This is a genomic window from Pseudomonas sp. D8002 (assembly GCF_013385695.1).
Classification (GTDB): Bacteria; Pseudomonadota; Gammaproteobacteria; order Pseudomonadales; family Pseudomonadaceae; genus Aquipseudomonas.
This window is the reverse complement of the sequence record NZ_JACAPM010000003.1, coordinates 170,706-191,741: the sequence shown is the minus strand read 5'-3', so window position 1 is coordinate 191,741 and position 21,036 is coordinate 170,706. Positions and strand designations below refer to the sequence as shown.

The following is a 21,036-nucleotide window of genomic DNA, read 5'->3' as shown; positions in this document are numbered from 1 at the left end:
AAAAACGTCAATGCACCGCGGTCATCCAGACAACCGCGCTATCGTTAACGACCTTCGCGAGCAAGCTCGCTCCTACAGGATAAAAACTAAGGAACCCTGTATGAGCCTGTCCTTGTTAAGCCGTTACGCGTTCTTTGCCGTCTGCGTCATTTTCACCCTCGCCAGCATGCCGTTTATCGAACACGAATGGCTGTGGCCGATCGCCGTGGTGACCGGCATCCTTAGCCTGATCGGCATTTTCGACCTGCTGCAAAGCCCCCACGCGGTGCGCCGCAACTACCCGATCCTGGGCAATATCCGTTACCTGGTGGAAGGCATCCGTCCGGAAATCCGCCAGTACCTGCTGGAATCCGACAGCGACGCCCTGCCCTTCTCCCGGGCCCAGCGCTCGCTGGTCTATTCCCGCGCCAAGAATGAAAGTGCCGACAAACCCTTCGGCACGCTGATCGACGTTTACCAGTCGGGCTTTGAGTTTATCGGCCACTCCATGCGCCCCGCGCCGCTGAGCGACCCCAGCGCGTTTCGCGTGATCGTCGGCGGCCCGCAATGCAAGCAGCCCTACTCGGCCTCGGTGTTCAACATCTCGGCCATGAGCTTCGGTTCGCTGAGCGCCAACGCGATTCGCGCGCTCAACCAGGGGGCCAAGCTCGGCAACTTCGCCCATGACACCGGTGAAGGCAGCATCAGCCCCTATCACCGGGAAAACGGCGGCGACCTGACCTGGGAGCTCGGCAGCGGCTACTTCGGCTGCCGCACCAGCGCCGGCCTTTTCGACCCGGAACGCTTCGCCGTGCAGGCGCAGAACCCGCAAGTGCGGATGATCGAAATCAAGATGAGCCAAGGCGCCAAACCGGGCCACGGCGGGATCCTGCCCAAGCACAAGGTGACCCAGGAAATCGCCGACACCCGCGGCATCATGATGGGCGAGGACTGCATCTCGCCGTCGCGCCACAGCGCGTTTTCCACTCCTATCGAAATGATGCACTTCATCGCCCAGCTGCGTGAACTGTCGGGCGGCAAACCGGTGGGCTTCAAGTTCTGCCTGGGCCACCCGTGGGAATTCATGGGCATCGCCAAGGCCATGCTCGAAACCGGCATCCTCCCGGACTTTATCGTGGTGGACGGCAAGGAAGGCGGCACCGGCGCCGCGCCGGTGGAGTTCACCGACCACATCGGCGTGCCGCTGCGTGAAGGCTTGCTGTTCGTGCACAACACCCTGGTGGGCTTGAACCTGCGGGACAAGATCAAGCTCGGCGCCAGCGGCAAGATCGTCAGCGCGTTCGACATCGCCAGCGTCCTGGCCATCGGTGCCGACTGGGCCAACTCGGCGCGGGGCTTCATGTTCGCCATCGGCTGTATCCAGTCGCAAAGCTGCCACACCAACAAATGCCCCACCGGAGTGGCCACCCAGGACCCGTTGCGCCAGCGCGCACTGGTGGTGCCGGACAAGGCCCAGCGCGTGTTCAACTTCCACCGCAACACGTTGAAGGCCCTGGCAGAAATGCTCGCTGCCGCCGGTCTCGACCACCCTTCACAACTGTCGGCCAAGCACCTGGTGCGGCGCATGTCGGCCACCGAGATCAAGCTGTTCTCGCAGTTGCATGTATTCCTGAAACCTGGCGAATTGCTCACCGGCGAAGTGAACGGCGAGTTTTATTCGCGCATGTGGCAGATGGCACGGGCCGATAGTTTTGAGCCGAATGAAATCGCCGCGGCCTGAGCCCGCACTGAACAACCCCGCTGAACCGGACCACCGAACGGCATCGTTGAAACAAGGAGCTTCACCATGCCGTTACTCGACTTCACCGCCCTTGCCGCCCAACTGCCGGACACCTGGAAATCCACCCGCGTGGGCCAGGTCGGCCCGGCGCGGATCAAGGTGCTGCGCATGGATGCACAGGCTTATGAAGAAGAAACCCACGACTACAACGAAGGGCTGTTGGTGATCGACGGCCTTTTGCGCCTGTCTATTGGCGAGGAGGCCATCGACGTCGGCGCCGGTCAGATGTACCTGGTTGAAGCCGGCATCGCCCACGCGGTACTCGCCGGCAGCCAAGGCACGCTGGTGATCATCGACGTTTAAACAAAGCGATGAGACATTCAGCAAAAAACTCAGCTTTGCAATTGCTTACAAATACCGCCAACCTGCGCCCGCCCGACGTACGGCTCGACTGAAGCCGTCGTCCACTTGTCATTACTAAACCCCTTGTTCAAGAGCCCGCTGCCATGTTGAACGGACGCGACCCGCGCATCGATTTTTTTCGGGGCCTGGCGTTGATCTTTATTTTCTGGGATCACGTGCCCCACAACCCTCTGGGCCAGATCACCTTGCGCAACTTCGGTTTCAGCGACGCGGCGGAGGTCTTCGTGTTCCTGGCCGGTTATGCGGCCGTGCTGGCCTACGGCAAGATCCTGCAGCGCGACGGTTATCTGATCGCCTGCGTGAAGATCTGGCGGCGCACCTGGGTGCTGTACGTGGTGCACATCTTCCTGCTGGCGATGCTGATGGGCATCGTGTTCTTCGCCAACAGCCATGTGGAAACCCGCGACCTCGTTGAAGAGATGGGCCTGACGCACTTCGTCACTCATCCCCAGCAAGCCCTGGTGGATGAACTGTTGCTGCGCTTCAAACCCAACCTGATGGACCCGTTGCCGCTGTACATCGTGCTGCTGGGTTGCCTGCCGCTGGTGTTGCCGTTGCTGTTGCGCAAGACCTCGGCGGTGGTGGCTGTTTCGCTGGCGGTGTACTTGCTGGCCCCGCACCTGGGCTGGAACCTGGCGGCGATTGCCGACGGCGTGTGGTATTTCAATCCGGTGACCTGGCAGTTGCTGTTTGTGCTGGGCGGCGCGGCGGCGATTCATGCCGGGCAACCCCGCCCTGTCGAGACTCGGCGCCTGTTGCGTCAGCCATTGTTCGTCGCTGCGGCGGTGTATGCGCTGTTGGCGGGGGTTCTCACGCTCTCGTGGCGCTGGCCGGAAATCCACGACGCGCTGATGCCGTCGGCGCTCAGTGACCTGCTGTACCCCATCAGCAAGACCGACCTGTCGCCCGTGCGTTTGCTGCACTTCCTGGCCCTGGCCTATGTCACCGCCAAGCTGCTGCCTGGCCGCGAATGGACGCAGAACTGGCTGGCCCGACAAACCTGCCGTATGGGGCGCTACTCCCTGGAAGTGTTCTGCCTGGGGGTGCTGCTGGCGCCACTGGCAGACATGATCAATGCGATCACCGGCGATGCCTTCGCCATGCAAATCTTCACCGCATTGGTAGGCGCCGGGCTGATGGCGCTGCTGGGGGCCTGGCTGGATTTGAACAAACGGCTCACCCAACCGGCGCCTCCCGCCACCGCCTGAAAAACAAAAAGCCCCGTAAGGGGCTTTTTGTTGAGCGCAGGAAACTCAGCTCGCGGTGCGTGCCGCCGCTTGAGTCGGCTGCAACTTGAACACGTAGAACAACACCGTCAGCAGCACCAGGAACACCGGCCCCACGTAGAGCGCCACACGGGTGTCCGGGAAGTAAGCCATCAGGCCCACCACCAGCACCAGGAACGCCAAGGCCAGGTAGGAGCTGACCGGGTACAGCCACATGCGGTATTTAAGGCCGTCACGTTCGGCCTGGGTCAGGCTCTTGCGGAACTTGAGCTGGGCCAGGAGGATCATCAGCCAGGTCCAGATCGCGCCGAAGGTGGCGATGGAAGTGACCCAGACGAAGACTTTTTCCGGGACCATGTAGTTGAGCAGCACGCCCAGCAACAGCACGAAGATCGACAGCAGCAGCGCCTTGCGCGGCACGCCGTTGCTCGAGGTGGTACCGAACGTGGCCGGGGCCTGGCCGTTCTGTGCCAGGCTGTAGAGCATGCGCCCGGTGCTGAAGATACCGCCGTTGCACGACGACAACGCTGCGGTGATCACCACGAAGTTGATGATGCCGGCGGCGGTCTTGATACCCAGGCGCTCGAAGGTCATCACGAACGGGCTGCCCTGGGTGCCGATTTCGTTCCACGGGTAGATCGACAGGATCACGAACAACGCACCGACGTAGAACAGCAGGATGCGCCAGAACACCGAGCCGATGGCACTCGGGATGGTCTTCTGCGGGTTCTTCGCTTCACCGGCGGTGAGGCCGATCATCTCCACGCCCAGGTAGGCGAACATCACCATCTGCAGGGACATCAACACACCCTGCACGCCATTGGGCATAAAGCCGCCGTGGGTCCACAGGTTGGAAATGCCCAGGGCCACGCCATCGTTGCCAAAGCCGAACGCGATGATGCCGACGCCGCCGATCACCATGGCGATGATGGTGACGATCTTGATCAGTGCGAACCAGAACTCGAACTCACCGAAGGCCTTGACCGCGATCAGGTTGATGGTGCCCATGCTGATCAGTGCTGCCAGGGCCCAGATCCAGCGGGGTGTATCGGGGAACCACACGCCCATGTACACGGCGACGGCCGTGATTTCTGCCACGCAGGTCACCAGCCACAGGAACCAATAGTTCCAGCCGGTGAGAAAGCCCGCCAGCGGGCCGAGGTAATCCTGGGCGTAGCGGCTGAACGAACCGGCCACCGGGTTGTGCACGGCCATCTCGCCGAGGGCGCGCATGATCACCAGGATCGCCAGGCCGCCGATGATGTACGACAGCATGATCGCCGGGCCGGCCATTTCAATGGCCTTGGCCGAGCCTAGGAACAGGCCGACGCCGATGCATGCACCGAGAGCCATCAGGCGAATATGCCGTTCGCCGAGTTCGCGTTTCAGCGGACCGCCCTGAGCGGTCTCGCCGTGGGGCAGATGATTGCCAGCTGGCATAGGGATACAACCTCGTCTTGTTATTGGATATGAGCCACCGAGTCCGGGGCGTCATGGCGGGTCTGCCATGGCGTACCGTTGCCGGATCACCTTTTGGGTAAAACGGTCTGGCCGGGCCAGATCAGCGGGGGTGCAGTATAAAAAGCTAAACCCAGGGGTTTTCACTCTATAAACGGCAAGATTCAGCGGGAACTCTCGGTAAAGGCGCCTTTTGCGGAGGAGCATCACCTGGTTAGCGTAGGAATCATCGCCACCAAACGGCGGCGAGTATTGCACGGTAATGGTGCAGCGTCATGCCCCTACCTTTGGCGGGTTTACGGGTGGGGGAGGCTCTAGCTCGACGGTTTGGGGTTATGTGGCGGGGTTATCTGTGACGAGCGGGCTTGTCTGTGGCGAGGGGGCTTGTCCCCCGTTGGGCTGCGTAGCAGCCCCAAAACCTGCCATAAGTTCTATCCGGAAAAATGCGGTGTCTTTACTGGGGCTGCTGCGCAGCCCAACGGGGGACAAGCCCCCTCGCCACAGACAAGCCCGCTCGCCACAAATCTACCTTCGAGAAACACGCCGACACTGAACTGCAAGAGAGCACTCCACAGCAGCTGCTAACGTCAATTGACTACTTCCCCTCAAGGAGCAAAGGAATGCTTCATCAACCCAACTCTCATCTGTTACGCCGTGGTCGACATTCAGAATCTGGCCGTCCTTATCTGATTACCGCCGTGGTTCACAACCGGCAACCCCTGTTCAAAGACTTCCATTTGGGAAGACTACTGGTAGCAGAATTCAGGAAGACCCATGAATTGGGAATGGTCGACTCTCTGGCATGGGTCGTCATGCCTGATCACTTTCATTGGCTATTTGAGCTGCAAGGCACAACGTTGTCGCAGGCTGTGGGACGTACCAAATCCCGCAGCACCCTCACCATTAATCGCGCACGCGGCAGCAAAGAACGATTCTGGCAACTTGGCTACCATGACCGAGCAGTGCGTAGCGATGAAGACCTTCGCAAAATTGCCCGCTACATCATCGCCAATCCTCTGCGAGCGGGCCTGGTCGAACATATTGGTGACTACCCACTATGGGACGCAGCCTGGCTCTGATTTTTCCTGTGTGGAGAGGGCTTGTCTGTGGCGAGGGGGCTTGCCCCCCGTTGGGCTGCGCAGCAGCCCCAGTAAACACACCGCATTTCTTCAGGAAGATCTTCATGGCAGGTTTTGGGGCTGCTGCGCAGCCCAACGGGGGACAAGCCCCCTCGCCACAAACAGCATCACACTCACAAATCCCCCCCACTCGCCCACCACCGTCTAAGCTTCAACCAAGTCCGATCAATCTACGTAAATGGATCAATCGACTATGGGCGCTTTATGGCAAAACGCTTCGACCAAGGCTGCGGTATCCACCGATAGCCCGGATGAACAGCCGTTGCCACAAAGCCCTCCTCCCCGCCGACGGTTGTGGTGGCGGCTGTTCTGGCTGGTGCTGCTGATTGCGCTGATCGCCCTGGGCTTTGCCGCCCTGCGGGAAATGCGCACTTCAAGGTTGCAGGCCAAGACCTTCTCCGACATTGCCTCAACCCTCACCTACCAAATGCATTCGGGCCCCAGTGATGCACGGGTTTACCCTGGCGCCGGGCCCTTTGACAAGCGCCTGGGCTACAGCGCCCTCGGCGAGTTCCTGCCGCGCTTGATCAAGCGTGACTACCTGATCCAGGCTCAAGCGCGCTTCTCCCCCGACCTGATGGCCTACGCCCAGCGCGGCCTGTTCGTGCCCTACCCGGAAAAGATCCAGGCCGGCCTGACCATCACCGATTGCCGCGCCGCGCCGCTGTATCAGTTCACGTATCCACAACAGTTCTACCCAAGCTTTGCGGCGATCCCGCCGGTGGTGGTCAGCAGCCTGCTGTTTATCGAAGACCGCGACCTGCTGGACCCGAAAAACCCGCAACTCAACCCGGCCGTGGATTGGCCGCGCTTTGCCAAGGCGGCCTGGTCCCAGGTGGCGAAGCTCTTGCACCTGCCCGGCCAGACGGCAGGCGGCAGTACCCTGGCCACGCAGCTGGAAAAATACCGCCACTCGCCCGACGGCCTGACCCTGTCCGGCGGCGAGAAAATCCGCCAGATGATTTCCGCCAGCGTGCGCGCGTATCAGGACGGCCCGCAAACCCTCGCGGCCCGACAAGACATCGTGCGCGACTACCTCAACAGCGTGCCCCTGTCGGCGGTACCCGGCCATGGCGAAGTGCACGGCATGGCCGAAGGCTTGCGCGTGTGGTACGGCGCCGACTTCAACCAGACAAACGCGCTGCTCATCGGCACCGACCCCAAACAGCTGCCGCAAAAGGGTCTGGCGTTGCGCGAGGTGCTGTCGCTGATGATCGCCCAGCGTCGCCCGTCTCACTATCTGTCCAAGGGCCACAAGGAACTGGCGGACCTCACCGACAGCCACATCCGCCTGCTCGCACAAAACAACGTGATCGACCCGGCGCTGGCCAGCGCAGCCCTCGCCAGCAAAGTCACCTACCGTGACTGGCAGCAACAACCGACGATCCAGCCAATCGAAACCAACAAGGGCATCAGCGTCGCCCGCACTCGCCTGGCCGCCCTGCTCAACCAGCCGCTGTACGACCTCGACCGACTCGATCTCTCTGCCACGAGCACCTTGCAAGCCGACCTGCAAAGCCAGGCCAGCACGTACCTAAAGCAACTCGCCGACCCCGCCTTCGCCGCGCAGATCGGCCTGCTCGGGCCCACGCTGCTGACGCCCGCCAGCACCGCTCAGGTTCGCTACAGTTTCAACCTCTACGAGATGACACCCGACGGTGCCCGCGTGCGCGTGCAAACCGACAGCACCGACCAGCCATTCGACATCAACGAAGGCAGCAAGCTGGAACTGGGTTCAACCGCCAAGCTGCGGGTGATGACCACCTACCTGCAAATCGTCAGCGAGTTGCACGACAAATACGGCGCGATACCCGCTGCCCAGCTGCGCAAGATTCCGGTGGACGACCAGGACCGCATCACCCGCTGGGCCCTCGATTACCTGATCCAGAACAGCGACCGCAACCTGCCGGCCATGCTCGACGCCGCCCTCAATCGCCAATACTCGGCCAACACCGGCGAAGGTTTTTTCACCGGCGGCGGCATGCACCACTTCCACAACTTCCGCAGCCAGGACAACGGCCGCAATCCCACCTTGATCGAGGCCCTGCGCGAGTCCATCAACCTGCCGTTCATTCGCTTGATGCGCGACCTGGTGCGCTACACCACCTACCAGGGCCCGAACAACAGCGCCGAGTTGCTCAAGGACGACAACGACCCGCGCCGCCAGGAATACTTGGCCCAGTTTGCCGACCGCGAGGGCACTACGTTCCTGCTCAAGTTCTGGAAAAAGTACCGCAACAAGGACACCCAGGCGCGCCTCGACACGTTCCTCGATGGCATGCACCCCACCGCCATTCGCCTGGCCGCCGTACACCGTTACCTGCTGCCCAACGCCAGCCAGGCGAGTTTCAACAGCTTCGTCCGCTCGCACTTGAGCAGCGTCAAAAGCCCTGAAAAACTCACCGACGAGCGCCTCGAAAAGCTCTACCAGAATTACGGCCCCGGCGCCTACGACCTGCCTGACCAAGGCTATATCGCCAAGGTTCACCCGCTGGACCTGTGGCTGATGGGCTACCTGCTGAACAACCCCGACGCCACCTTCACCCAGGCCACCGCCGCCAGTGAACACGAGCGCCAGGAGGTTTACAGCTGGCTGTTCAAGAGCCGCCACAAGAGTGCCCGCGACAGCCGCATCCGCACCATGCTGGAGATCGAAGCCTTCCTCGATATTCACCAGCGCTGGCAAAAAGTCGGCTACCCCTTCGACCATCTGGTGCCGTCGCTTGCCACGGCCATCGGCAGCTCCGGCGACCGCCCGGCGGCCCTGGCGGAACTGGTGGGGATCATCCTCAACGATGGCGTGCGCCAGCCCACCCTGCGTATCGACAGCCTGCGCTTTGCCGCCGACACCCCGTACGAAACCCGCTTGGTCAACGACCCCAATCGCGGCAAGCGCGTGATGCCTTCCGAGGTGGCCACGGCACTCAAGGGGGCGCTGTCCCAGGTGGTGGACGCCGGCACTGCACGGCGCGTGTCCGGCAGCTTCAAACTGGCGGACGGTACGCCGTTGGCCATGGGCGGCAAGACCGGTACCGGCGACAACCGGATCGAAGCCATCGGCGCCGGCGGGCGGATTCTCAGCTCCAAGGCGATCAACCGCACGGCGACCTTCGTGTTCTACATCGGCGAGCATCATTTCGGCACGCTGACCGCCTTCGTCCCCGGCGCTTCGGCCCAGGGTTTCAAGTTCACTTCGGCGTTGCCGGTACAGGTACTCAAGGGCATGGCGCCGATTCTTACGCCCTATCTGCAACCGGGCAACAACAGCTTATGCAGCGTGCGCTGATGGGCCTATCCTTGCGCTTTTCACTTGCGGATTACTGAGGGATCCGCCGCGGTTTCCACCCACTATTCAAACTTATCCGCAGCCGTGCCGGTGCATAGACTCAAGCCTTCTTTTTGAGCTCTACAGGTTGCCCCCATGGCCGACATACCCGACCAGTCCCTGCACCACGCGTTTATCGAAAACGCCCTGCCGCACTGGCTGAAAACCACCTCGCCACTCCGCCTGCGCGCACTCAACGACGTCGCCCACCAAGGCATCCGCCACTATCCCCATGCCAGCGCCAGCCAGCATCAAGCGCTCAAGCCCGCGATCGCCGCACACTGGCAGCAGCAGGCTGCGATGGACCAGCGATTCCAGGCATTGACCGACGTGTACGCCTTCGCCGAACCGCTGCTGAAAAATGCCTTGAAGGTCTATGGCGAGATCGACGTCAGAACCACCTGCCTGCGGCTGTATGCCAGCGCCAAAGTTGCCTGGTGGGTGCACGATTTCAATCGTGGGGAGCAAAGCAAAACCCTGTCGCTGCTGGACGTCGCGCTGGCCAACTTTGCCGCCTCGGACACCTTCGTCGACTACGCCTTCCTGTCCGCCGAAGACCCACGCGGGCAGCGGGATACACTGACCTTGCGCCACTCCATCACCGGCGCGGTATTGACCGCTGAACAGTTCAAGCACATCTGCCGCACCCTGGACCTGGGCGCCCGCTACCAGAAAAGCCTGCGCCAGGCCCTGGGGTTCTATGACCCGGCGGTGACCCGGGCCGTGCGCCTGCAGATGATTGCCACTCAGAAGACTGCCCTGGGTACGGCGGCGCACCTGGCCTTGATCAACCGGGACATCGACGCCGATGCCCACGGCGCCGTGCTCGACCTGATCGCCGGCCGCGTCGCGCTGCTGGACGGTCAGGCGCTTGGATGCCATACCCTGAGCCTGATGAACACGGCATTGACCGGCATCCTGTTGCTGTTTGTCCCGCAGCCCACCCGACCCGTCGGCAAGGTGCTGGTGTACATCCCCGCAGACCCCGAACACCCTCTGAAGCAATACCCTTCGCCTGCGGCCTTCCTCAGCCACCTCACGGAAAAACTGCGGGACAGCCAGCGCTACCAGACCTTCTTCAGCCAGTTCATCGACCACGCCAGGCGCGGTGAATTCTTTGCCGGGCTCAATACACGCTTGAGCCGTGTGCGCTGGCATCAAACCGCCCACACCGACCCGCGTCCCAGCTGGCGCGACACCCCGACCACCCAGCCAAACCTGCAATTCAGCGTGCAGGCTATCGGTGACGATCACGTCAATCGCTCAACGCTCGCCGCCGAAAATGACCTGTGGAATTACCAGTACCGCCTCAAGTTGAACAAGATCGTCAACGATGCCCTGGACATCGCCGTGCCCACCGCCACCGCCGACCGCCACGCGCGCTGGGCCTGGTGGGACAACCTGGAAAAAATCCTCGGGGATATCTTCAATGCGGCGCTGCTGGTGCTGACGCCCTTCGTGCCGCTGCTGGGGGAAGCGATGCTCGCCTACAGCCTGTACCAGATCACCGACGAGGTGTTCGAGGGGATTGTCGATTGGGCCCAGGGGCGTGGTGCCGAGGCGGCGGAGCAAGTGGTCGCGGTGGCCGACAGCGTGATCCAGTTTGCCTTGTTCGGTGCTGCCAGCCAGTTGGGCCATGTCGCACGGCTCAAGCTCAGCCCCTTCGTCGAAGGCTTGCGCCCGGTGGTGCGGCCCGACGGCAGCACGCGCCTGTGGCACCCGGATATTGCGCCCTATGCTGTGAAAAACCTCGACCAGCCGCCCATTGTCGACGGCCTGCACACCCATCGGGGCAAGCAGATCCTCGCGCTGCAAGGTACTCACTTCGAAGTGCAGGCAGACCCTGAAACCGGCGACACGCGTATCGCTCACCCGGAGCGCGCCAACGCCTATCAACCCCTGGTGCGGTTCAACGGCGACGGCGCCTTCGTACATGAAGCCGAGCAACCGCGCACCTGGGACAGCGCCACGCTGATGCGCCGCCTGGGGCCGCGCACGGCGCCCTTCAGCAACCAGCAACTGCAGCAGATGCAACGCATCAGCGGTGCCGACGACGGTGTGCTGCGCAACCTTTACGTGCAAAACCGGCCGACCCCGCCGCTGCTGGAAGCGACCCTCAATCGCTATGAAGCCCAGCGCGCTGCCACACAGACCGTGCACACCATTCGCGCCGGCGCACCGCTGCCGCTGGATGCGACGTCCGCCTGGTTCGAGCAGACCATCACCGAGCTGCCGGGCTGGCCCCAAACCAAGGCATTGGAAGTGTTCGTGCGCTCGGACAAGAGCGGTGACTCCCACAAGTACGCCAACCCGCAGGCATCGCCGGCCGACACGCTGCAATTGAGCCTGGCCGAGGTGATGTCCGGCGAGTTGCCGGCGCGGGTGCTGGAGTTTCTCGATGAGCCGTCGATCAGGCACCTGCTGGGCGGCGACGTGCCGCAAGCACTGCGCGTGCAAACCTTGCGCGATCAACTGGCGGACTCGGTGGCGCGCCAGACCGGTGACATCGCCGACTACATCCATCAGGCCCGCCAGGTCAGCGCCGATCCCCATGAACGCCGTTTGCGCGAACAGGTCAGCCCGCTGGACCGGCCGCTGGCCGACACCCTGCTGGCCGGCACAACCCCGGCCGAACGGCAAACCCTGGACCACCACGTACCGCTGCGCCTGCTCAATCAGGCCAGGGAACTGAGCTTCGCCCAGCACAGTGTCCAGGCCTACGCGGGGTTCTTCCCGCCCTGGGCGATCACCGAAGGTACCGAGCGCCTGGTGCTCAATACCCTCAAGCGCTACAGCGATGGCTTTGGCGACCTGCACCTGCAAATCCGCGATCGCCTGGTCAGCGGTACGCTGCGTTGTGAAGCCGGGCCGGCCGATGCCCGCCGGCGCCGGGTGCTGGTGCGCCAGAACGACGTGGGCTACGAACTGTTCGATCAGCAGGGCCAGCGCCTGCATGGGCCGGATACCCTGTATGAATGCCTGTTGCGCGCGCTGTCCGAAGCGCAGCAACGTGAACTGGGCTACCGGCCCGGCCAGGGCGCCGGGCTCAAGCATTGGCTGATGGAAACCCTCGAACCCCTGGCCGAACGGCGCCGGGTGCTGGCCGAGCCACCGCTGCGCAGTACGGCAGATGTGCAGACCACCACCCTGCTCGGCGGCGCGGCCCTCGGCGGGTTGCGCCGCGCCCAGGAGCACCTGGGCCAGGCCCGCGCCCGGGAGGTGCTGGCCAGTCTGTTCCCGACCCTGGAGGAGGAACGCCTGCAGCGGTTCCTCAATGAGATCGGCCCGGGGCTGAACAACGATGTCCTCAATCGCCTGGTCCTGCAGCGGCACAACCTGTACCGGGAGCTGGAGCAATGGAAGCGCCTGCCCGGCCCCCATCCCAAAAACAGCCGCATGGCCCGGGAGGAAAAACTGCGTAAAAATATCATTGCGCACAAACTCTATCGCTGCTGGGAAGACCGCCTCGCCGAGCACCGCGACGACTTGGGCCAGGTGCAGAGCGGCGCGAGCCTGGACCTCAGCGCCCTCGACCTGCCCGGCAGCCTGCCGCTGCTGGGCAATGGTTTCGAGCACGTCACCCAACTGAAGCTGGCCAACTGCATGTTCAACGACAGCCAGTGGCCCTTTCTGCAGGCATTCCCGTCCCTGCGGGAGCTGGACGTCAGTGCGAACGAACTGACGCGGCTGCCCGAGCCCATCGCCAACATGCGCTACCTGCGCGACCTCAACGTGGGGGAAAACCAGATCACGCTGCTCAACGGCGACGTTGCGCGCCTGAAAAACCTCAAGCACCTGCGCAACCTGAACCTGTACCGCAACCCGCTGACGCAGCCACCGAACATCTCGAAAATGCCGCACCTGCGCCGCCTGTTCCTGAGCCGCACCCCCATCACCCAATGGCCCACCGGGCTGTTTGCCCACCCACGGGAGGAGGGTTTCCTGCTGGACCTGAGCCAAACCCGGATTGATCATGTGCCAGCGCTCATGGCCGATAGCGCCGAGGCCCGGACCGTCGCCCATACCCGCCTGGACCGCAACACCCTGCTCAACGACCAGCGCCTGCTGTACGAGCAGTACCGCGAAGCCGCCGGACTGGACCCCAACCGCAGCTATGAACCCCGTGGAGAGAGCGGCCCGTGGCTGGAACGGGTCAGGCCGCCGTTATTGGGCAGGCGCCAGGAGCTGTGGCAAGCGGTGGAGCGCGAGCACGGCTCCCAGGGTTTGTTCGAGGTGATCAAGGCCCTTGAAGCGCCCGACTTCTTCCAGCGGCCCCAGGACATGGACACCTATTGGGACAATCTTGAAACGTTGCGCGAGCGCGTCTGGCGTTTGCTGGAGGCGGCCCACAACGATACGGCGCTGCGTGAAAAGCTGTTCAAGATGGCCAGTTTTCCCGGCCTGTGCGCCGACGGCAGTGCACAGATTTTCAATGACCTGGGCATCGAAGTGCTGGTCAGCGAAGCCCAGCGTTACTCCGCCTCGGCCAGCGAGCGCGAGGGCAAACTGGTGACGCTGGCAAAGGGCAATGCACGGCTCAAGCAATTGAACCGCATCACCAGCGAGGACATTGCCCATCGGCTCAAACCCGAAGCCGAAGGCGGCCTCGGCCAATGGCTGCGTTCGCAACGACGGGAGGGCGTGATGGGTAACGTGGACGACGTGGAGGTCTACCTGAGCTACCAGACCTCCCTGGCCAAGCGCCTCGACCTGCCCTGGCTGTCGGAACACATGCTGTACCGCGACACCGGCGACGTAAAACCCACGCAGATCGAACAGGCCTACAGCACGGTGCTGGAGCTGGGCGAAGGCGATGGCCTGGTCAACCAGATGTTGCTGGAGCCCTATTGGGAACAGTACCTGCACGACCACCACCCGAACACCCTTGAGGCCAATGCCCGGCATTTCGACGAACAATGCGCACGCCTTGATGAACTGCAGGAAGCCCAGGCCAGGCTGGCCCAGGCCAACGGCTTACCCGCCGAGCAGAAGGAAGCGTTGAGGCTCACGCTTATCGGCCTCGCCGACGCCCTGGGTGTACCGCACCCGCAGGTGCTGACCGGGCAACCCATGACGGACGACAGCTACAACCTGCTGCTCAACGAACTGGGCTACCGCGAAAAACAATGGATGCGCGAGTTGACCCACCAGGCTTTGGAACGCCACAGCCAACAACGTAACCGCGTCACGCGCCAGGTCTGACCGTATGGGTGTGTCATGGCACCCCCATTACCAGTACGCCGCTGCCGTTCAACGGCCCCTCGACAGGCAGGGACCCCGCCTGCTTGACCAGGGCGAACGTTACAACGTCGCTCCCGGAACTGTTGGTGATACGGGTCAGGAACGAGCCATTGACTCGAACCGCAGCCCCCTGACGGACAAGGGCCGTGCCCACGTTCGGATTGCTCATCACCAGCGCATTGGCGTTGAACGAGGACGGCGTGCCTTTGTAGGTAATGGTGATCGGCGTGGTAATCCCCGGGTCCGGGCACCGGTAGGTGAGCGTGCGATCGGTACGAACGGTGGTTGATACGGGGTCGGTGCCTATCGCCCTCTGGTGCACGTTGCCGAAGTTGATTTCGATCGGTTGGTTATTGTTGATCGTGCACGACGACGGGGAGATGGTGAAGTCGTTGTTGGCGATGTACGTAAGCTGCAGGCTCGTGGAAAAGGAATCGTAGTTGTTGGTCTGGTCGAGACGTAACACGCCCAGAGTGTCACCTATTCGAATGTCGATCGGGTTGGTCGGGTTGTTGCGGATCAATATATAAGGGATGACATCGATCGGGATCGGAGACGTATTGTTAGGCATGGTCGCAATCCTGATACCCGCCTGGATAGGCGTGTTCCAATAACTGCCATTGATACGCAAGCCGGTCGTCTGGCTGACGAACTTCGGACCAGGCGACCAGGCCGGCCCGATCCTCGTCCCGGTGGCCCAGTAGTCCTGCCGTCCATCCGGGGTATAGCTGTCCGGTTCAAACCGGCATTCGATCCTCACCCCGGACAGGAGAATGCGCGGCTCATTCACCTCCAGCCGCACATTCACCGGAACCTGCAGGTTCAACGTCCCGCCAATGCTCACCCGTTGCCAATTGCCGCCATTGACCCGGCAATCAGCCGCTTTCACGGTCGTCGTGACGCCAGCCAGGGCAAGCAGCACAACGGCTCCAAATAGTCGTTTCATGTTGTTCTCTTTCATCCCATGCATAACGGTTTACCGTTACGGATAATCCAGCGTAAACGTCGAAGTCACACGGTAGCTGCCGTGCCCGATGGTCTTGTCCCGCAGGGCATCCGGCTCACCCTGCACATAGGCCTTGAGCAGGATGACGTTGTTGCCGGGGCTCAATTTCTGTTCGTCGCCGACCTTGTTCACCGGCACCGGCTTGTCGCTCAGTGTCTCCAAACCCAGCCCGATACCAGAGGCACCGCTGCCACCGTCCAGCGCAAACAAACCGGGCAGCGCGCGGTTTTCCGCACCGTTGAACAGGATGGTCACCGAGTCGCTGATGGTGGTATTGCAGTCATCCAGGTGCAGGGTGAAACGTTTGCCCACTGAGCGCGTGTTGATGTAGAGGTGCTTGCTGGTCAGGTCCCACAGCTCCAGGGTGATGGCTTCATCGCCCGGGCGGATGGTGCAGGCCTGTTCCACCAGGTTGCCCTTGAACCTCAGGTTGTCCACCGCCTGCGCCGTGGCCGCCAGGCCGAAGGTCAGCAGCAGGGCCAGGCCCTTATGAATCATTGCGTGTCGCATACACTCGACTCCTACTGGTATTCAGCCAACAGCGTGGCCACCGCCGTGAACCCTTGGGCCTTCAGGACCGAACCCGGCCGTTTGACCGGCACCACTTCCAAGGTCGGCGGTGCCGCCAGGCTGATGTCCAGCGGCGTGTTGAGGCGAAACGGCGCGTTGTTCTGGTACAGCCGAATGCCCAGGTCAGGCGCAGTGGTCTGCAGGGCCGCGTTATCAAAGCTTGTCTCTGCGCCCTTGACGCTCAACTTCAACAGCCACGGCAGCGTGGAGGCGCCGCAGCGGATGGTGTAGCCGACGGCCCTGCGATATTTCACGCCATCGACACGCTTGGTGCCGACATCCCCGAAATCGACTTCAATCGTGCTGCCCGAATCAATCGTGCAGGGCGGCGGCTCGTTCAGCGTTCCGTTGAACGTCAGGTTGGCCGACGCAGCACTGAAAAAGCCGAAGCAACACAAGCCGAGCAACGTTCGCTGTGGCCAACATTTCATTGATCGTTTCCTCATTATTGGTACTCGATCACGAGGGTGGCGGCGGTCGCAAATGCCCCGCCCGTTAGCGTGCTGCCTGCGCGCTTGACCGGCACCGCCTGCACGGCCGGAAAGGTCGGATGGGTAAACCTGAGCGGCGTGTTCAGCGGCCAGTCCGCCCCATTGGCGAAGAGTTTTATCCCCAGGTCGGTCTTGGGGGTCGAGAGCACTTTGTTATCAAACCCGGCTGCCGCGCCCTTGAGTTCCAGGGTCATCGCGTTGCTGTAAACGGGAGGACTGCAGGTGACGGTATACGGCACGTCCCGTCGATAATTCACGCCATCAATCCGTGACGTCAGCAGGTCATTGCCGAACGGCACATTCAGCGTGCCGCCGCTGTTAATCACGCACGGTGGAGGTGCAATGATGGTCGCGCGGATCGTCAGGTTGGTATCGGCCTGCACGCCCTGGCTGACCGCCCACAGCAGTCCCGCACCGATAAAAATGGCCCACGGGCCGGTTAACCTGGTCATTGTTCTGCCCTTACTCATAATTGAGCCTGAAATCCACCACGGCCCGGAATGCACCGCTGGTCAGGGGTGCCGGGGTGCGCGTGGGCTGGACGTTCCAGGTCTGCGTGTTGCGGCCCAAGGGCAAGAACAATGGCTCCCCCCTTGAACCCAGCTGTACATCGCGCCCCTGGGAATCGGTCAGGCGCAGGCCCATCCCGGTGATGCCTTGCACCTTGACCAGCCGTGAATCGTCGGCATCGGCTGGTGCGATGAACGCTACCGAGAGCACCGGTTGATAAGCACTCCATGTCAGGTTCCCCGTGCGTTCACTGGCGATGCGGCCGGCGGTGCGCCGGCAATCCTCGAACAGCAGTTGAAAGGCCACGGAGGTCGCCTGGTCACCGGGCCGTTGCAACTGGCTGGCCGACACCGGGCCCAGGTCGATCGTCTGGTGCAGGGATGCCATCTCCAGGCTGCAGGGGGTTTCATGCATGGACCCGAGAATGTTGAGCATCCCGACCATGCCCTCCACATCCTCGTCATCCGCGGCGTGCGCCGGCCCCATCAGGGCCAGCAACAGACCGCCCAAGACCTTCACTGTGTGCAACTTCATGACGTTCTCCGGCAGCAGGCACTACTGATTGGCCACAGACAGTTGCGTGTTCACCTTGCATGTCTCGCCACTGCAGGTGAACGCCAGCAGCGGACGGCCACCGTAATCATTCACGTAGGACAAATAGGGGGTGGTGCCAAGCTCCTTGGCAGTCGGCCCCAGGGCCTGCGTGCCTTTGGGCGGGACCATCACCGGCTCGAAGCCCGGTATGGTCTTGCCGTCCTTGCTGCTGCGCGCATCCACCAGGGTCACGTAGTAAGGCGTGGGGTTATTCACCTGGTAGTGATCGCCTTGCCGGGTAAGGGTCAGCTTTTCCTGCCATGGGTTGGACAGGTCCTGCTGGGTGGGGGTAATTGCCTGCGGCCGGTAAAACAATTTGATCCGGGTTTGCAGGGCGATTTGCAGGGTGTTGGGCTTGTCGCTGCGCGGCGGAATTTCCCGCAGGTTGAAGTAGTAGACCGTCTCCCGATCCTGGGGCAGCGATTTGGCGGCCGGCAACGCCTGGACTTTTACCTGGCTCTGCTTGCCGGGCTCCAGGCGTTGGACCGGTGGCAGCACGATCAACGGCGAGGTGATCTTGTTGCCCTCTTCATCCTCGATCCAGCCCTGGGCCAGGTACGGCAACTGGGGGTTGTTGTTGGTGATGTTAACGCTGGTTGCGTCTTTGCCACCGTCGAAAATCACGCGGGTACGGTCCAGGCCGACAGCGGCGTTGGCGCTCTGGCTCAAGACCGTCAGCAGCAGTGCGTAGGTAAAACGTATGTGGTGTTTCATGAGGATGGGTTCTCCATAGTGTTTCGCTGGCCGGTCAGGCTGGCTGGCTCGGGTGAGGCTTGATCGACGGCTACCCTCTGGCAGCGCAGTTGCAGGGCATCGGTGAACGCATCCGTTGGCAACTCGACAGGCAGCGTCAGGACGCAACGCTCGGTGCCGCCCCAGCTGACGATCATCTGCTCGCCGGCCTGAATGCCGCTCAGGTAGACATCCCCGCCGTCATTCACCACCCCGGTGTCCTGCTGCTTGCGGTTTTTCACCGTGGCGCCGAAGGGCGGTGCGCTGCCATCCGGCAGGCGAAGAACCGCCATGGCCTTCTGGCCGGAAATCACTTCCAGGGATCGGTAGCCAATGGCCCCCTCGGTGAGGGTCAGTTGCGTCACGGATTGAGTGGCCTCGACATCGCTGGGCAATTTCTCCAAGTCAACACTGGCCGCCGTACGCTGGTAGCTGGTGATGTCGGAGATGACCGCCTTGCCGAACGCGTTGCTGCGGGTCGGCGTGCCGTAGCCCCGCACGGGCACATCGGGCACACCGGCGGTATCGACCAGCAGCCGGGTTCCGCCGGTACTGGTGGTTCGATGCAGCGCCCCGCCGTAAGGGGTGAGCGTGCCGCCGCCACGCACGGATGCGCTGAGGGTGCGGTTATTGCCTTGTTGCGTCGTGGCGCTGAGGTCGATGTCGGCCTGGTCACCAATATGGCTCAGGTAGCCGCTGGCCGAGGTGTCGCTGGCACTGACCTGGTAGCTGTTACGTTCATCCAGGCGATCGGCGTAGCGTGTGGTAAAGCTGTTTTTGCCGCCGGCCCTGTTGGCATCCATCGACAGGGTGCCGGTGGGTCCCAATGGCAGGCTGACCGTCAGCGCTGCTCCGTTGTCCTTATATTGGTATTCATGGGTGCGATATAAATTCAGCGACAGGCTCATGTTCCTGACAGAGCCCACGTTGAAGTAACGAGACGCCGACAGGTTCCAGCGCTGGGTGTCCGGCCGGTTCCAATAGGTTTGTTTGTTGTAGCTGGCATACACCGTGGTGTTCAGATCGCGGAACTGTTTGTTCACCGTGACCGTATACAGCGCCTTGTTACCGCCAATGGGTTTCCAGTGTTCAATGAAGTTACCGTCTTCATCGAACACGCCGCGCCCACCCAATTCACCGTTCAACCCATAGTGCCGAGCATCCAGGTATTGGCTCATGCTCAAGTAGTTCTTCTCGGAGAACCGGTAACCGGCGAAGGTGACCTGGCTGTCGTACTCTTCAAAGTTCTTGGAATATTGAAGGCGGTAGGATTTGCCCGAAAGTGTCTGGTTCCACAGGCTGGCGCGAGACTGGGTGACGTCCAGGGAAACGGCCCCGAACGCCAGCAAATCCCGCCCCGCCCCCACCGACAGCGCACGGTAGTTGTTATCCGTTATCGCACCGCCCAGCAGCGACCAACCATTGCTGATTCCCCAGGAAAATTCGCCGGTGCCGAAAAAGTCACCGTGGGAGTGGTACTGCAGGTTGGACGGTCGCCCGGCAGACAGCTTGTAACGAACCTGCCCGGGACGCGTCAGGTAGGGAACGCCTGCCGTATCGAGCTGGAATTTCTGTACCGAACCGTCCTGCTCCTCGACCCGCACATCCAGCGTGCCGGACACGGCGTCGTTAAGGTCCTGGATCCGAAAAGGGCCTGCCGCCACCAGCGTTTCATAGAGCACACGCCCCTGCTGGCTGATGACAACCTTTGCATTGGTCTTGGCCACCCCGACCACTTCCGGTGCATAGCCCCGCAGGTTGGGCGGCAGCTGGCTTTCGTCTGACTTGAGCCCGGCACCGGTAAAGCGGAAGCTGTCGAACAGGTCCGAATACAGGTAGTCCTCGCCCAACACCAGGCGTGCCTTCAGCGCAGGAATGGCGCGATATGCGTAATAGCGACTCCACTCCAGTTTTTGCCGGCTGGCCTGCGCCTCGCGGTCTTTCTCGACACGCCCTTGCCAATCCGCCCGCAGGCGCCAGGCCCCGGCATTGGCCCCGAGTGTGCCGTTACCGCTGAGGTCATTGCGCGTACCGTCACCTTTGCGGTAGCTGGACTGCGCCGTCATGTTGTAGTCGACCAGCAGCCCCGGCACCCCCTCGTCCCAACGTGACGGCGGGTCCCAGTTGATGGCGCTGTATTCCAGGTAGGCCTGGGGAAGGTTGATGTCCAGGGTGGACGTGCCCAGGTCGGCACTGACCTCCATGCCAGGCAAGCCCGTGACATCCAGGCACTGCCCGCCCTTCCACCACTTCAACTGGTCAGCACCGGACGCCTTGAGGCCCAGTTGCTCGACAAGCTCGCGCGATAAACAGGGCACACTGCCTTTGGGATCATCATCGGGGGCAAAGAACGCCACCGATTGTTCAGATATAGGTTGGGTATTGAGCTGGACCACCATCGAGTAGGTGCCAGGCAAGATAAACCCACTGCGTGCAAACTGAGACAGGTCAATATTGGAGCGATCAATCAGATCAAGAACGTCGGTATTAAACTCAATATCCCCGGCGCCCATTGCAGTTCCAGCCAGTGATATCAACCCGCCAAAGAGGCTGGGGCGCAGCGTATTCATGACTTTCGACGTATTCAACATACACGCAACT

14 protein-coding genes are annotated in these 21,036 nt (G+C 62.1%); 6 read left to right on the top strand and 8 right to left on the bottom strand.

Annotated features, from left to right (window positions below; translation table 11 throughout):
- Nucleotides 1–100 precede the first annotated feature (100 nt).
- The 3 genes from HX807_RS01295 to HX807_RS01285 all read left to right on the top strand — a co-directional run bounded on the left by HX807_RS01295 (nucleotide 101) and on the right by HX807_RS01285 (nucleotide 3,351).
- Entirely contained in the window at nucleotides 101–1,720 is a 1,620-nt protein-coding gene (locus HX807_RS01295) for an FMN-binding glutamate synthase family protein (protein WP_003216444.1), read from the top strand.
- A 66-nt stretch (nucleotides 1,721–1,786) separates the two neighbouring features.
- The gene (locus tag HX807_RS01290) at nucleotides 1,787–2,083 is read left to right on the top strand and encodes a cupin domain-containing protein (RefSeq protein WP_003216439.1); all 297 of its coding nucleotides are present in this window, start codon (nucleotides 1,787–1,789) and stop codon (nucleotides 2,081–2,083) included.
- Nucleotides 2,084–2,226: 143 nt separating this feature from the next.
- The gene (locus HX807_RS01285) at nucleotides 2,227–3,351 is read left to right on the top strand and encodes an OpgC family protein (protein ID WP_177049076.1); all 1,125 of its coding nucleotides are present in this window, start codon (nucleotides 2,227–2,229) and stop codon (nucleotides 3,349–3,351) included.
- A 45-nt stretch (nucleotides 3,352–3,396) separates the two neighbouring features.
- Here HX807_RS01285 and HX807_RS01280 read toward each other — a convergent pair whose 3' ends face one another.
- Nucleotides 3,397–4,809 (bottom strand): amino acid permease, encoded by a 1,413-nt coding sequence (locus tag HX807_RS01280; RefSeq protein WP_003216436.1) that lies wholly within the window; start codon nucleotides 4,807–4,809, stop codon nucleotides 3,397–3,399.
- A gap of 638 nt (nucleotides 4,810–5,447) precedes the next feature.
- On the opposite strand from HX807_RS01280, the gene HX807_RS01275 reads away from it, so the two are divergent.
- The 3 genes from HX807_RS01275 to HX807_RS01265 all read left to right on the top strand — a co-directional run bounded on the left by HX807_RS01275 (nucleotide 5,448) and on the right by HX807_RS01265 (nucleotide 14,493).
- Nucleotides 5,448–5,906 (top strand): transposase, encoded by a 459-nt coding sequence (locus tag HX807_RS01275; RefSeq protein WP_032899435.1) that lies wholly within the window; start codon nucleotides 5,448–5,450, stop codon nucleotides 5,904–5,906.
- 253 nt (nucleotides 5,907–6,159) lie between these two features.
- Entirely contained in the window at nucleotides 6,160–9,252 is a 3,093-nt protein-coding gene (locus HX807_RS01270) for a transglycosylase domain-containing protein (RefSeq protein ID WP_177049075.1), read from the top strand.
- Nucleotides 9,253–9,387: 135 nt separating this feature from the next.
- On the top strand, nucleotides 9,388–14,493 hold the full coding sequence (locus HX807_RS01265) for an NEL-type E3 ubiquitin ligase domain-containing protein (protein ID WP_177049074.1): 5,106 nt from the start codon (nucleotides 9,388–9,390) through the stop codon (nucleotides 14,491–14,493).
- 13 nt (nucleotides 14,494–14,506) lie between these two features.
- On the opposite strand, the gene HX807_RS01260 is transcribed toward HX807_RS01265, so the two are convergent.
- From HX807_RS01260 to HX807_RS01230, 7 genes are read right to left on the bottom strand one after another with little or no spacing between them, the layout of a single operon-like run.
- Nucleotides 14,507–15,478, bottom strand: coding sequence for a fimbrial protein (locus HX807_RS01260; protein WP_177036181.1), 972 nt, complete (start codon nucleotides 15,476–15,478; stop codon nucleotides 14,507–14,509).
- A 36-nt stretch (nucleotides 15,479–15,514) separates the two neighbouring features.
- Complete coding sequence (locus HX807_RS01255) at nucleotides 15,515–16,048, bottom strand: fimbrial protein (RefSeq protein WP_023659210.1); 534 nt, start codon at nucleotides 16,046–16,048, stop codon at nucleotides 15,515–15,517.
- An 11-nt stretch (nucleotides 16,049–16,059) separates the two neighbouring features.
- Nucleotides 16,060–16,539, bottom strand: coding sequence for a fimbrial protein (locus HX807_RS01250; protein ID WP_003216426.1), 480 nt, complete (start codon nucleotides 16,537–16,539; stop codon nucleotides 16,060–16,062).
- Between the two features lie 14 nt (nucleotides 16,540–16,553).
- A complete protein-coding gene (locus tag HX807_RS01245) occupies nucleotides 16,554–17,051 on the bottom strand; it encodes a fimbrial protein (RefSeq protein ID WP_177036182.1) in 498 nt (165 codons plus the stop codon).
- Between the two features lie 10 nt (nucleotides 17,052–17,061).
- Nucleotides 17,062–17,643, bottom strand: a complete 582-nt coding sequence (locus HX807_RS01240; protein ID WP_003216422.1) for a fimbrial protein — start codon at nucleotides 17,641–17,643, stop codon at nucleotides 17,062–17,064.
- Nucleotides 17,644–17,664: 21 nt separating this feature from the next.
- The gene (locus HX807_RS01235; protein WP_134327278.1) at nucleotides 17,665–18,417 is read right to left on the bottom strand and encodes a fimbria/pilus periplasmic chaperone; all 753 of its coding nucleotides are present in this window, start codon (nucleotides 18,415–18,417) and stop codon (nucleotides 17,665–17,667) included.
- A complete protein-coding gene (locus HX807_RS01230) occupies nucleotides 18,414–21,026 on the bottom strand; it encodes an outer membrane usher protein (protein ID WP_158213531.1) in 2,613 nt (870 codons plus the stop codon). Before HX807_RS01230 ends, HX807_RS01235 begins: the two co-directional genes overlap by 4 nt.
- Nucleotides 21,027–21,036: the final 10 nt, after the last annotated feature.